Source organism: Streptomyces sp. NPDC048269 (assembly GCF_040652395.1).
GTDB lineage: Bacteria > Actinomycetota > Actinomycetes > Streptomycetales > Streptomycetaceae > Streptomyces.
In genome coordinates this window covers 21,350-34,372 of the sequence record NZ_JBEZLW010000028.1, presented here as the reverse complement: position 1 = coordinate 34,372, position 13,023 = coordinate 21,350, and the positions used below count along the sequence as shown (strand labels likewise).

Genomic DNA, 13,023 nt, shown 5'->3' with positions numbered 1-13,023 from the left:
GTACGCGGGCCGCGCCCCGTACCGCACCCGCGGTATGCGGCGGCCCGGTGCACCCGCGGTGTGCACGGCCGGCTCTCCCGCTCTGCGCGGCGCGCCGCGGAGCGGGAGGATGGCGGCATGCTGCTGGCCGAGGTCGCGCGCGTTTCCCGGGAGGTCGCCGACACCTCCGCCCGGTCCCGGAAGACCGCCCTGCTCGCGGAGCTCTTCGCCGCCGCGCCCCCGGAGGAGGCGGCGCTGGTGATCTCCTACCTGGCCGGGCGCCTTCCGCAGGGCCGTCCGGGCATCGGCTGGCGCGTGCTCGCGCAGGACGTGGAACCGGCACGGGAGCCCGCACTGACCGTCCGGGCCGTCGACGAGGCGGTCACGGAGTTCGCCACCGTCACGGGCGCGGGATCGCAGGAGCGGCGCCGCCGGATCCTGCACGGGCTGCTCGGCGCGGCGACCGAGGCCGAGCAGCGCTTCCTGCGCAGCCTGCTGTCCGGGGAGGTGCGCCAGGGAGCCCTCGACGCGGTGGCCCTGGAGGGCGTGGCCGCGGCCGCCGGCGTACCGGCCGCCGACCTGCGCCGTGCCGTGATGCTCGACGGGTCCCTGCCCCGGGTGGCCGCTGCCGTCCTCGCCGAGGGGGCGCGGGCGCTGCAGGGCGTCACCCTGCGCGTGGGGCAGCCCGTACAGCCCATGCTGGCGAGCACCGCCAAGTCGGTCGCAGAGGCCCTGGCCGCGCTCGGCCCCTGCGCGGTGGAGGAGAAGCTGGACGGGATCCGGGTCCAGGTCCACCGCGAGGGGGGCGAGGTACGGGTGTACACGCGCTCCCTGGACGAGATCACCGCCCGGCTGCCGGAGGTGGCCGAGCTGGCCCGGTCGCTTCCGGGGGAACGGTTCGTCCTCGACGGAGAGGTCATCGGCCGGGCCGCGGACGGCCGCCCGGTCCCCTTCCAGGAGATCGCGAGCCGGGTCGGCTCCCGCATCGACGTGGAGGCCGCCCGGCGGACGCTCGCGGTGGTCCCCTTCTTCTTCGACGTGCTGGTCGCCGGGGACGAGGTACTGCTCGACCTCCCGGTCCGCGCGCGGTACGAGACCCTCGCCGCGCTCGTGCCCGAGCATGCCCGGGTCCGCCGCCTCGAGGTCGAGGACGTGCGGGAACAGGCCGCCGAGGCCGAGGAGTTCTGGGCCGAGACCCTGCGCCGCGGCCACGAGGGGGTGATGGTCAAAAGCCTCGACTCCGCCTACGCGGCGGGCCGGCGCGGCAAGAACTGGCTCAAGGTGAAACCGGTGCACACCCTCGACCTGGTCGTCCTCGCCGCCGAATGGGGCCACGGACGGCGCACCGGGCTGCTGTCCAACCTGCACCTGGGCGCGCGGGCCGCCGACGGGACGTACGCGATGCTCGGCAAGACCTTCAAGGGGCTCACCGACGAGATGCTGCGCTGGCAGACCGGGGCGCTGCGCGCGCTCGCGACCTCGGACGACGGCTTCACCGTCCGGGTGCGGCCGGAACTGGTCGTGGAGATCGCCTACGACGGCCTCCAGCGTTCCCCGCGGTACCCGGCCGGGGTGGCGCTGCGCTTCGCGCGGGTGCTGCGGCACCGCCCGGACAAGAGCGCGGACCAGGCCGACACGGTGGAGACGGTGCTGGAACAGGGCGGCGCAGGATGAATTTGCCTCAGAGGCAAGTTGCTTTGCCAGGAGGGCAATTTTCTGGCTCAATCGGGGCATGACACCCGGTCCTGCTCCCGGCTCCGAAGACGCGGCCGGCCCTGAAGACGCGGCCGCCGCCGAAGCCGCGGCCGTCCCCGCCGACGCGCTGCCCGCCGTGGCACCGCAGCTGCGGGACCTGCGCCGCCGCGCAGGACTCACCCTGGAGGCCGCCGCCGCCCGGGCCCGGCTCTCACCCGCCCACCTGTCCCGGCTGGAGACCGGCCGGCGCCAGCCCTCGCTGCCCCTGCTGCTCGCGCTCGCCCGCACCTACGGTACGACCGTCTCCGAGCTGCTCGGCGAGACCCCCGCCGTCGCCGATCCCATCGTACGGGCCGGCGGCCCGGGCGCCCGCGAGGCCGACGGGTGGACGTACTGGCAGGCCGGGGGATCCGGGCGCGGGATGCAGGCGCTGCGCGTGCACGTCCCGCAGGGCCGCAGCCAGGGCGAGCTGGTCCGCGTACATCCCGGCGAGGAATGGCTGTACGTCCTGGGCGGGCGGCTGCGGCTGCATCTGGGGGAGGCCGAGTACCTGCTGGAGCCGGGGGACAGCGCGCACTTCGACTCGCTCACCCCGCACCGGATCGGCGCGTCGTCCGGGGGCGGAGCCGACCTGCTGTTCGTCCACACCCTGCTGCAGAGCAGCCTCGCCGGGCTGTGCCTCGGCGGAACCACCACCTCCACGCACCACCCGTAGCCGCAGTCAGCCGAGGAGCCGTACCCATGTCCCAAGGAGAGAACCCCGTGACCATACGGGCGCGCATCGAATCGAAGTTCCCGCGCGGTCTGGTGATCCGGCTGATCGCCTACTTGTTCGTCGGCCACCTCTTCGCCTTCTTCGTCTATCTCCTCTTCGTCCTGGGCGCCGGCAACCAGTGACGCCGCGGCCCGCACGGCTCTGGAAAGGTGCAGGTCCTGTAGCTACCCTCCGCGCATGATTTCCACGGTTGTCTGGGGCACCGGCAACGTCGGCCGTTTGGCCATCCGCGCCGTCGAGGCCCATCCCGCGCTGAAGCTCACCGCAGTCATCGTCCACAATCCAGCCAAGGTCGGCCGCGACGCGGGTGAACTCGGGCAGCTCGGCCACTCGTTGGGGGTCGAGGCCACCGACGACATCGAGGCCGTGCTGGCCGCTCGCCCGCGGGCCGTGGTGTACGCGGCCTCCGGGGACATCCGCCCCGACGACGCCCTCACCGACATCACCCGGGCGATCCGGTCCGGCGCGGTGGTCGTCAGCCCCGCGCTCTACCCGCTCTACGACCACCGCAGCGCACCGCCGGAGTTCCGCGATCCGGTGCTGGCCGCCATCGCGGAGGGCGGCGGCTCGCTGTTCGCCTCAGGCGTCGACCCCGGCTGGGGCAACGACGTGCTCCCGCTCCTGCTCAGCGGACTCGGTACCACCGTCGACGCCATCCGCTGCCAGGAGATATTCGACTACTCCACCTACGACCAGCCGGACTCGGTCCGCTACCTCGTCGGCATGGGCCAGCCCATGGACTACGAGCCGATGATGCTCATGCCCTCGGTCCCGACCATGGTGTGGGGCGGCCAGATACGCATGATGGCCCGGGCCCTCGGGGTCGAACTCGACGAGATCCGCGAGACGTCGGCCCGGCGCGCGCTCGACACCACCGTGACCACCAGGACGATGGGCGTGTTCGCGGCCGGCACCCAGGGGGCGATCCGCTTCGAGGTAGAGGGCATCGTCGAGGGAGAGCCCCGCATCATCATCGAGCACGTCACCCGCATTCACGCCTCCTGCGCTCCGGACTGGCCGTCGCCGCCCGCCGGCGGCGACGGCGCCCACCGGGTCGTCATCGAAGGCCGCCCCCGCATCGAGGTCACCATCGAGGCCACCGACGAGGGCGAGAACCGCTCCGCCGGCGGCAACGCCACCGCCGTCGGGCGCCTGGTGAGCGCCATCGACTGGCTCACCGAGGCGGAACCCGGCCTCTACGACGCCCTGGACGTCCCGCTGCGCCCCGCCGTCGGCAGACTCGGAAGGAAACAGTCATGAGGATCGACATCCCCGAAGGCCAGCACCCGATCGAGTACGTGTGGGGCGACATGGTCCCCGGCATCGGCATGGCCGCCGCCAACTTCTCCCTGTCGGTGTACGCCCACACCACCCTCGGCCTGCGCGAGTTCGAGGCCGCCCGGCTGCGCGTCGCGCAGATCAACGGGTGCGTCTTCTGCCTGGACTGGCGCACCGAACGGGAGGGGGAGAAGGTCGAGGAGGCGTTCTCCGACGCGGTGACCGAGTGGCGCACGACGCAGGCCTTCGACGACCGCACCCGGCTGGCGGCGGAGTACGCCGAGCGGTACACCCTCGACCACCACGGACTCGACGACGAGTTCTGGGACCGGATGACCGCGCACTACAGCCAGCTGGAGATCGTGGAACTGACGATGAGCATCGGCTCCTGGCTGGCATTCGGCCGGCTCAACCACGTGCTCGGCCTCGACAGCGTGTGCATGCTGCCGGGTCACTGACGTGGATCCGGGGCCGTTCGGTGATCCGATCGGCCCCGGCTTTCGGTGTGCCCGGCCCTGACTACAGGTCGGTGGCGATGATCTTCTCGATATTGCGCTCGGCGAGGGCCGTGATGGTGACGAACGGGTTGACGCTGGTGTTGCCGGGGATGAGCGCGCCGTCGATCACGTACAGGCCGGTGTAGCCGTGCAGGCGCCCGTAGTTGTCGGTGGCCTTGTTCAGCACGGCGCCGCCGAGCGGGTGGTAGGTGAGGTGGTCGCCCCAGATCTTGTTGGTGCCGAAGAGATCGGTGCGGTAGATCGTCCCCTCCTTCGAGTTGATCTTGTCGAAGATGGTTCTGGCCATGTCGATGGACGGCTGCTTCCACGCCGTCTGCCAGTCGAGTTCGACCTTGCCGGCCGCCGCGTTCCAGGAGAACCGGGCGCGGTGCGGGTTCTTGGTGATGGAGAGGTAGAAGGACGCGTAGGTCTCGATCCCGGTCGGGAGCGGCGCCACCTCGGCGAAGGCGCCGCCCGCCTCCCAGTTGTCGATGCCGCCGCACGGGATCGAGGCCTGCACCTTGCCCGTCGCGTCCCACATGTGGTTGGCGCGGCCGCACATGACGTTGCCGTTGTCGCCCCAGCCCTTGCCGATCTCGTCGTTCAGGTTCGCCAGGACGCCGGTGGCCTTCAGCTTGACGAGCAGCTTGCTGGTGCCGACGCTGCCGGCCGCGAAGAACACCCGGTCGGAGGTGACGGTCTTCGTCGCCGTGACGGCGCCGTCGGTGCCCAGCCGGCTGATGCTGACGGTGTAGCCGCCGCCGGAGGCCGGGGCGACCGAGGTGACCTGGTGGAGGGGGGAGATGGTGACCTTGCCGGTGGCCCTGGCCGCAGCGAGGTAGGTCTGCTGGAGCGATTTCTTGCCGTAGTTGTTCCCGTAGAGGATCTCGCCGTCGACCGCGGACTTGGGGACGGTGCCGGCCGCCTCCTGCTTCATGTAGTCCCAGTCGTACACGTCGGGGACGAAGACGAAGGGGAAGCCGGAGCGCTGGGCGTGCTTGCGGCCGACGCGGGCGTACTGGTAGCAGGCGACGGTGTCGAACCAGGCCGGGTCGATGAGGCCGACGCCCAGTCCGGCATTGGCCCGGGGGTAGTAGGTGTCGTACATCTCGTCGGCGTTCACCGAGGGCAGCACGGAACTGAAGTTCTGCCGCTTCGGAGTGACGGCCATGCCGCCGTTGACGAGCGAGCCGCCGCCGACACCTCGGCCCTGGTAGACGATGATGCCGCCCATCTCCTCGGCGTCCAGGATGCCCGTGTACTTGGGGACGGTCTTGTCGATCGGGAATCCGAGGAAGTTGCTGAGCGGCGCCTTGGTCTTGGTGCGGAGCCAGTAGGAGCGGTAGTCCGGATTGGTGGTGTGGGCGAAGATCTTGCCGTCGCTGCCGGGGGTGTCCCAGGCCATGCCCATCTCGACCATGTGCACGTCGACGCCGGCCTGGGCCAGGCGCAGGGCGGCGACGGATCCGCCGTATCCGGTGCCGATCACCAGGACCGGGACGCGGGCCCCGTCGCCGATCGGGGCGGTTGCGGTGGCGGCCTGCGCCGTGGAAGTGGAGGTGACGTGGGCGGAGAGGGCGACCGCCCCCATAATAGAACCTGTTCTTGCGAGGAATCCGCGACGGGTGAATCCATTGGGACCGTTGCTGGGCACGCCATTTGTGCTCATGTGACGTTCCTCACTCTTGGCTGAATGAGAACGAGTTCTACTGCTAGGGGCGTGTGAAGTCACTACATACCTCTAGGTAACTTGGCAACTTCAGGCCGGTCGCGGCACAGAACCGGAGGGCTCCTGGCGGCCCGCCCGGCCCAGGACCAGCAAGGACGCGGCCGCGGCGAACGCGCACCAGGTGGAGGCGAATTCAAGCCTCCACAGGGCCGCGCAGAGCACGGCCCCGGCGGTCATCGCGGCCCCGAGCAGCCGCAGCCGCCGGTCGCCCGCGAGCAGCAGGGCGCCGAGGGTGGCGAAGAGGTAGCCCGTCACGACGAGTGGGGCGTCAGGGACGTCCACGCCGTAGCCGACCGCCCGGCCGCGGAGCTCCGCGGTCACCGGCCGGGTCGCGAGGGCGTGCGAGAGGACCGCGCCGGTGGCGAGGCCGACGGCCACCGGCCCCCACAGACGGCGCCGGACCGCCTGCGCGGCCGCGCGCTGCTGCACCGCCGAGCAGTGGGGTGCCCCGGCCGCCGCCCGCGATTCCCGGTCACGGTGCGCTCTCCTCTCGCGGCGGTTCGAGCGGCGGAGCGGTCATCGCACACTGGGTACGGCACTGTGGGTGGGGCGCCCCGGGCGAGGGGGTCCGTACGGTCGCCCAGGCCACGGCCGCCCCGACCACCAGCACCGCCGCACACCAGGGCATGGCCCGACCGAAAGCCGCGTCGAATTCGTCCGCCGAGCGGTACGCCTCCGGGCCCATCCCGGCCAGCAGGGGCAGCGCCGCCACCGCGAGCAGCCCGGCCGCCCGCGCCGCGGCGTTGTTGATGCCGCTGGCCAGCCCCGCCCGGCCGGGGTCGACGGAGGCCAGTACGGTCGCCGTCAGCGGGGCCACCAGGGTCACCATGCCCATGCCCATCACCACCATCGCGGGCAGCACGTCCGTCGCGTACGGGGCGTGCGGTCCCACGCGCAGCATCAGCAGCGTCCCGGCGGCGCACAGCAGCGGCCCCACGGTCAGCGGGATCCGCGGGCCGATCCGCTCCCCGAGCTCCCCCGAGCGGGCCGACAGCAGCAGCATCAGCACGGTCGTCGGCAGCAGCGCGGCCCCGGCTGCCAGCGCTGAGTACCCGGACACCACCTGGAGCTGGAGCACGACGAGGAAGAAGAAGCCGCTGAAGGCCGCGTAGACGCACAGGGTGACCAGATTGACGGCCGTGAACTGCCGCGAGGCGAAGATCGACGGCGGCACCATCGGATCGGCCCGCCGGCGCTCGACGTAGACGAACGCGACGCCCATCAGTACGCCGCCCACGGCTGCGGCGGCCACCGGCGCGGCAGCCGACCGCGCCTCGATCAGCGCGTAGGTGAGCAGCGCCAGCGACCCCGCGCCCAGCACGGCGCCGAGCACGTCGAACCGCCCGTGCGCGTGCGGATCCCGAGATTCGGGTACGTGGCGCAGCGCAACCGGGATGCACAGCGCGGCCAGCGGCACGTTCAGCAGGAACACCCAGCGCCAGCCGGGCCCGTCCACCAGCCAGCCGCCCAGGAACGGCCCCACGGCCGCCCCGACCCCGCCCAGCCCCGACCACAGGCCCACCGCCCGGCCCCGGTCCCCGGGGCGGATCGAGCCCTGGATCAGCGCGAGGGAGCCGGGGGTCAGCAGGGCCCCGCCGATGCCCTGCAGGGCCCGGGCGCCGATCAGGACCCCCGCGTTCGGCGCGATTCCGCACAACAGCGAGCCCACCGCGAACCACGCGACACCCAGTACGAAGACCCGCCGTCGCCCGAAACGGTCGCCGAGCGCGCCGCCGACCAGGATCAGTCCGGCCAGGGTCAGCAGATAGGCGTTCACCGTCCATTGGAGCACGGCCAGGTCGGCGCCCAGGTCCTGCCCGATGCGCGGGAGGGCGACGTTGACCACCGTCGAGTCCAGCAGGGCCATGCTCGACCCGAGCACGGTGGTCAGCAGGATCCACCGGCCCCGCGCGGACGCGAGCGGGACAGCCGGCTCGGGCGGTTCGGCGGGTGCGGTCATGCTTTCAGGCTGGCCCCGGAGGCGGGGAAGGGCCAGCGGACACGGGGACCCGGGGGCGGAACGCGGCTCATTAGGCCCTCTTGTAATGAACATGGCACTCAATCACCATGACCCGCGCACATCCCGCACGTCTTTCCCGCACAACCCGCACCCGGTGTACGAGGAGATCACACGTGGCCCAACCCGACAGGCGACCCTTACGCGCGGCGCTCGCCGCCCTCACCTCGGTCCTGCTCCTCCCCCTCGGCGCGGGCGTCGCCGCCGCCGCGCCCGAACCCGGCCCCGCCCCGAGCGCGGCCGAGCGCAAGATCGAACCGAAGCTCCGCGCCCAGCTCGACGACTCCGCCAAGGCCGTGTTCTGGGTCTACCTCGACAGCGCCGCCGACCTCAGCGCCGCGGCGAAGCAGCAGACCCGCGCCGCCAAGGCCGAGACCGTACTCCGCGCCAAGAAGGACCACGCCGCGCGCAGCCAGGCCGAGCTGGTCAAGGCCCTCGACGGCGCCAAGGCCGAGTACACCTCGTACTGGATCGTGAACGCCGTCCGCGTCGTCGGCAGCGAGAAGCTCGCCGGCACCCTCGCGCAGCGTCCCGAGGTGTCCCGGATCGACGCCGACGACAAGGTCGACCTGCCCAAACCCGCCGAGGGCAAGCGGGAGCGGGCCGCGGCCGACGCCGTCGAGTGGAACATCGACCGCATCAAGGCGCCCCAGGTCTGGGAGCAGGCCGGGGTACGGGGCGAGGGCATCGTCGTCGCCAACATCGACAGCGGGGTGGACTACACCCACCCGGCCGTCAACAACCAGTACCGCGGCAAGAACGCGGACGGCACCTACACCCACGCCTACAACTGGTTCGACCCCGCGGGGGTCTGCGCCGCGGCGGCTCCGTGCGACAACAACGACCACGGCACCCACACCATGGGCACGATGGTCGGCGACGACGGCGGCGCCAACAAGATCGGCGTCGCCCCGGGGGCCAAGTGGATCGCGGCCAAGGGCTGCGAGACCAGCTCCTGCTCCGAGGCCTCCCTGCTCGCCTCCGGCCAGTGGATCGTCGCCCCGACAGATCCGAGCGGCCAGAACCCGCGCCCCGACCTCGCCCCGCACATCGTGAACAACTCCTGGGGCAGCGCCGCGCACGACGACTGGTACCAGCAGATCGTCGACACCTGGCGGGCCGCCGGCATCTTCCCGGCCTTCTCCAACGGCAACTCCGGGCCGAACTGCGCCACCAGCGGCTCACCCGGCGACTACGCGAGCTCCTACAGCTCCGGTGCCTTCGACATCAACAACGCCATCGCGTCGTTCTCCTCGCGGGGCGCGGGCCCCGGCGGCATCATCAAGCCGAACATCGCCGCCCCCGGCGTGAACGTGCGCTCCTCCGTCCCCGGCGGCGGGTACGAGGCCTTCTCCGGCACCTCCATGGCCTCGCCGCACACCGCGGCGGCCGTGGCGCTGCTCTGGTCCGCCGCGCCCGCCCTCGAAGGCGACATCGCGCAGACCGAATCGCTCCTGGACGGCACCGCCCAGGACACCGACAGCGGTCAGTGCGGCGGCACCGCCGCCGACAACAACGTCTTCGGCGAGGGCAGGCTCGACGCCCTCGCCGCCGTGAACGCCGCCCCGCGCGGCGCGATAGGCGCGCTCGCCGGCACCGTCCGCTCCGCCGGCGGCGAGCCCGTGGCGGGCGCCAAGGTGACCGCCGACGGTCCGATCGACCGTACGACGACCACCGCGGCCGACGGCACCTACAAGTTCGCCGCCCTCTCGGTGGGCGACTACGGCGTGACCGCCGCCAAGTTCGGCTACGGGACGCAGAGCGCGACCGTGGCGGTCGCCGAGAACGCGACCGCCACCGGCGACTTCACCCTCACCCAGGCTGCTTCCGGCAAGCTCACCGGCACGGTCTCCTCCGCCACCGGACCGGCGGCGGGCGCCTCCGTCACCATTGCGGACACGCCGGTGACCGCGACCGCCGACGCACAGGGCCGCTTCGAGGTCACCCTGCCGCACGGCACCTACGACGTGAACGCCACGCACTCCTCCCGCTGCGTCACCGGAGGCACGGCCAAGGCCACCGTCACCGGCGACACCACCGTCGCCGTCACCCTGCCCGAGCGCACCGACGGCTACGGCTACGCCTGCGCCACCGCGAACGGCCGTCCGTACACCCAGGGCAGCCGACAGCTCGCGCTGACCGGCGACAACACCACCGAGCGCGTGGACCTCCCCTTCCCGCTCCCGCTGTACGGCAAGACGTACGGCCAGGCCTGGATCGGCACCAACGGCACCATCAGTTTCGGCGGCAACAACACCGCCGACGTCAACGGGGACCTGCCGAGCGCGGCCACCCCGAACGCCGCGCTCTACCCCTTCTGGGACGACCTGGTCGTCGGCGCGGCGGGCAGCGGATCCGGCGTCTTCACCGCCGTCACCGGCACCGCCCCGCACCGCGCCTACGTGATCGAGTGGCGCGAGGTCTCCCACTGGTCGGCGCAGGCCGAGAAGTTCTCCTTCGCCGCGGCGATCGGCGAGGACGGCACCGTCTCGTACTCCTACAAGGGGACGGGCGGCACCGGCATCAAGGGCGGGTCCACGGCCACGGTCGGCGTGGAGAACGCCACCGGCACCGATGCCTTCAAGTACTCCTTCAACACCCCGGTCATCACGGACGGCCTGTCCATCGCCTTCCGCACCACGAAGAGCGGTGTCGTGGCGGGCCGGGTCCTCGACGCCAACGACGGCAACGGCGTCGCAGGCGCCACGGTGACCGTCGGCACGGGCGACTCCGCCGTCTCCGCGACCACCGCGGCGGACGGCGGCTACGTCGTCCAGAGCCCGTCCGGCTCGCGGGCCGTCTCACTCGCCGCGCCGCAGTACGAATCCGCACAGGTGACGGTCGACGTCAAGGCGGCCGACGTCACGGCGGTCACCCAGTCGCTGCGCACCGGCAGGGTCACGGCCTCCCGGCCCTCCGTGGAGGTCGTCCTCCCGGCGGACCAGGAGCGGACCCGGACCCTGGACCTGACCAACCCCGGACTCGGCACGGCCTTCACGGTGACCGAGGACGCGGCCTGGCTGACGGCCACACCCGGGAGCGGCAGTCTTCCGACGGGCGGCAAGACCGCGCTCACCCTCGCGGTGGACACGGCCGGACTGACCCCGGGGTCAGTCCTGACGGCGGACCTGAAGATCGCGTCGGCGAGCGGCCGTACGCCCGTGCTCACCGTCCCGGTCAAGGTGGTCGTCCCGCGCTACCAGGTCGCCCTCGACGCGGGCTCCGGATACGCGAGCACGGACGCGCTGGGCGACGGCTGGTCCCCGGACCGCAAGTACACGGCGGGCTCCTACGGCTACCAGGGCAACGGCTCCGTCCAGTCCACGGGCCGCACCATCGCCGGTACGGACGACCAGCGGCTGTTCCGCAACGCCCGTGAGGGCATGTACGAGTACCGCTTCGACAACGTGCCGAACGGGACCTACACCGTGGAGCTGGGCTTCGCGGAGCTCTCCTCCACCAAGCCGAACAAGCGCGTCTTCGACGTCCTGGCCGAGGGCAGCCAGGTCCTGCCCTCCCTCGACGTCTCCCTGGAGGCGGGCACGTACACGGCTCTGACCCGTACGTACACGGTCACGGTGACGGACGGGGTGCTGAACGTCCGCTTCGTCACGCACACCGGGTTCGGCAAGCCCCTGCTGAACACCCTGCGCGTGACGGACCGCCCCGACAAGAACTGACCGGACGGGTCGAAGGGGCGGGGCGCCGGACGGTGCGCCCCGCCCTTTCGGGCCTCTCGAGCCGGCCGTGTCACCTGGACTTCCCGGGACGGGCCCGGGCATTCGGGTGGCGGGCCTGCCGACTGTGGTCCGACGCGCCGGGGGCGGTGCTGCGGGCTCGTTAATGTGAGGAACCATGACGCTCCTGAGCGACCAGGCCGACGACATCCGGGCCCTCGTCGGGTCCGCCGATCCCGGGGCGGTCTGGGCCGTCGGCGGCGCCGAGGGTGTCGAGGCGGTCTCGCACTCCGGGGTCCCCGAGGCGGTCTCGCACTCCGGGGTCCCCGAGGCGGCCGAGGACCCACGGGTCCCCGAGGCCGAGGACCCCGGGGATCCCGGAGCCGCCGACCTCGACGTCGGCGCCCTCGCCGCCGCCCTCGCCCTGTGGCCCGCCATCGGCAGCCTCGTCGAGGAGGGTGCGCTGCGGCTGCACACACCGCTCGCCGCCTACGGGGACGAGGCCGCCGCCGGTACTCCCGCCGGGACCACCGCCCACCACCTGCTCACGCATGCCGACGGGGAAGCCGCCCTCACCCTCACCCGCCTCGCCGAGCACCTCTGCGGCATGCCCCTCGCCGAATTCGCCACCACCCGCGTCTGGCACCCCCTGGGCATGACCCGCACCCGGTTCGCCGACGACACCCTCCGCGCGCCCCTCGCCGACCTCGTCCGCTTCCTGCGCCACCTTCTTTCTCCGGTGGAGGCGGTGGGCGCGGTGGGCGCGGTGGCCCAAGGCAGCCCGGGCAGCACGGGCAGCCCGGGCGGACCTGTGGGCATCACCCGCGCATGGACCGCCGAGTCCCTGCGCATCCGCACCGGCGAACTGACCCCCGCCCGCGGCCTCCTGTGGCACCCGGCCCCGCACGGCGTCTGGACCCACCCCGCCCCGGCGCCCGGCGGCCCGGCCCTGTGGATCTCCCCGCGGCACCGCCGATGGGCCCTCCTCCTCCCGACCACCCGCGACACCCCCCTGCGCACCGCCTTCCGCGCCGCCGCCTTCGCCCTGCCGTAGCGCTCGGAGCGCGGGGTCCGCGGGGGCGTCGTACGGTGAAGCCGATGTCACCGACCGTTGTCGTCCCAGCTGCGGAGGTACCCGGATGCGTACGGTCCAAGGGGCCGCCCTCGACGGGCTCAGGGCCCGGGTACGGGCCCTCGCGGAGCGGACCGGGCTGCCGGTGCGTCCCGCGCCGGGCGACGCCCGGGTGAGCGCCGCGCCCGCCGCGGGATCCCCGTGGCCCCGCCCGGCCGCCGGGAGAGCCGGCCGGCCGCCCCGGGGCGGAACCCCGTTCACGGACCGGGGGCCGGCCGTGCGCGGCCTCGGCACGGAACCTCCA

General features: G+C 72.7%; 10 protein-coding genes. 7 read left to right on the top strand and 3 right to left on the bottom strand.

Annotation, left to right across the window (positions count from 1 at the left end):
• Positions 1 to 117: 117 nt before the first annotated feature.
• From AB0D48_RS25675 to AB0D48_RS25655, 5 genes are read left to right on the top strand one after another with little or no spacing between them, the layout of a single operon-like run.
• A complete protein-coding gene (locus AB0D48_RS25675; RefSeq protein WP_362401385.1) occupies positions 118 to 1,653 on the top strand; it encodes an ATP-dependent DNA ligase in 1,536 nt (511 codons plus the stop codon).
• A gap of 58 nt (positions 1,654 to 1,711) precedes the next feature.
• Positions 1,712 to 2,389 (top strand): helix-turn-helix domain-containing protein, encoded by a 678-nt coding sequence (locus AB0D48_RS25670; protein ID WP_362401382.1) that lies wholly within the window; start codon positions 1,712 to 1,714, stop codon positions 2,387 to 2,389.
• A 26-nt stretch (positions 2,390 to 2,415) separates the two neighbouring features.
• Positions 2,416 to 2,571: a DUF6126 family protein gene (locus AB0D48_RS25665; protein WP_362401379.1), complete on the top strand. Its 156-nt coding sequence runs from the start codon at positions 2,416 to 2,418 to the stop codon at positions 2,569 to 2,571.
• Positions 2,572 to 2,626: 55 nt separating this feature from the next.
• A complete protein-coding gene (locus AB0D48_RS25660) occupies positions 2,627 to 3,709 on the top strand; it encodes a dihydrodipicolinate reductase (protein ID WP_362401376.1) in 1,083 nt (360 codons plus the stop codon).
• A complete protein-coding gene (locus AB0D48_RS25655; protein ID WP_362401373.1) occupies positions 3,706 to 4,185 on the top strand; it encodes a carboxymuconolactone decarboxylase family protein in 480 nt (159 codons plus the stop codon). The genes AB0D48_RS25660 and AB0D48_RS25655 overlap by 4 nt, the downstream gene beginning before the upstream one ends.
• 61 nt (positions 4,186 to 4,246) lie before the next feature.
• Here AB0D48_RS25655 and AB0D48_RS25650 read toward each other — a convergent pair whose 3' ends face one another.
• The 3 genes from AB0D48_RS25650 to AB0D48_RS25640 form a co-directional block, all read right to left on the bottom strand.
• Positions 4,247 to 5,893: a GMC oxidoreductase gene (locus AB0D48_RS25650; protein WP_362401371.1), complete on the bottom strand. Its 1,647-nt coding sequence runs from the start codon at positions 5,891 to 5,893 to the stop codon at positions 4,247 to 4,249.
• Positions 5,894 to 5,983: 90 nt separating this feature from the next.
• Positions 5,984 to 6,382 (bottom strand): DUF6629 family protein, encoded by a 399-nt coding sequence (locus AB0D48_RS25645; protein ID WP_362401368.1) that lies wholly within the window; start codon positions 6,380 to 6,382, stop codon positions 5,984 to 5,986.
• 43 nt (positions 6,383 to 6,425) lie between these two features.
• Entirely contained in the window at positions 6,426 to 7,913 is a 1,488-nt protein-coding gene (locus AB0D48_RS25640) for an MFS transporter (RefSeq protein WP_362401365.1), read from the bottom strand.
• A 173-nt stretch (positions 7,914 to 8,086) separates the two neighbouring features.
• Here AB0D48_RS25640 and AB0D48_RS25635 point away from each other — a divergent pair, with 173 nt between their 5' ends.
• Positions 8,087 to 11,650 carry a S8 family serine peptidase gene (locus tag AB0D48_RS25635; RefSeq protein WP_362401361.1) on the top strand — a complete coding sequence of 1,188 codons (3,564 nt, stop codon included), beginning with the start codon at positions 8,087 to 8,089 and terminating at the stop codon, positions 11,648 to 11,650.
• Between the two features lie 175 nt (positions 11,651 to 11,825).
• Complete coding sequence (locus AB0D48_RS25630) at positions 11,826 to 12,701, top strand: hypothetical protein (protein ID WP_362401358.1); 876 nt, start codon at positions 11,826 to 11,828, stop codon at positions 12,699 to 12,701.
• Positions 12,702 to 13,023: the final 322 nt, after the last annotated feature.

What these genes read in the sequence shown, in the direction of transcription:
- AB0D48_RS25675 (WP_362401385.1), top strand. Translation starts at nt 118, where the DNA reads ATGCTGCTGGCCGAGGTCGCGCGCGTTTCCCGGGAGGTCGCCGACACC.
- AB0D48_RS25670 (WP_362401382.1), top strand. Translation starts at nt 1,712, where the DNA reads ATGACACCCGGTCCTGCTCCCGGCTCCGAAGACGCGGCCGGCCCTGAA.
- AB0D48_RS25665 (WP_362401379.1), top strand. Translation starts at nt 2,416, where the DNA reads ATGTCCCAAGGAGAGAACCCCGTGACCATACGGGCGCGCATCGAATCG.
- AB0D48_RS25660 (WP_362401376.1), top strand. Translation starts at nt 2,627, where the DNA reads ATGATTTCCACGGTTGTCTGGGGCACCGGCAACGTCGGCCGTTTGGCC.
- AB0D48_RS25655 (WP_362401373.1), top strand. Translation starts at nt 3,706, where the DNA reads ATGAGGATCGACATCCCCGAAGGCCAGCACCCGATCGAGTACGTGTGG.
- AB0D48_RS25650 (WP_362401371.1), bottom strand. Translation starts at nt 5,893, where the DNA reads ATGAGCACAAATGGCGTGCCCAGCAACGGTCCCAATGGATTCACCCGT.
- AB0D48_RS25640 (WP_362401365.1), bottom strand. Translation starts at nt 7,913, where the DNA reads ATGACCGCACCCGCCGAACCGCCCGAGCCGGCTGTCCCGCTCGCGTCC.
- AB0D48_RS25630 (WP_362401358.1), top strand. Translation starts at nt 11,826, where the DNA reads ATGACGCTCCTGAGCGACCAGGCCGACGACATCCGGGCCCTCGTCGGG.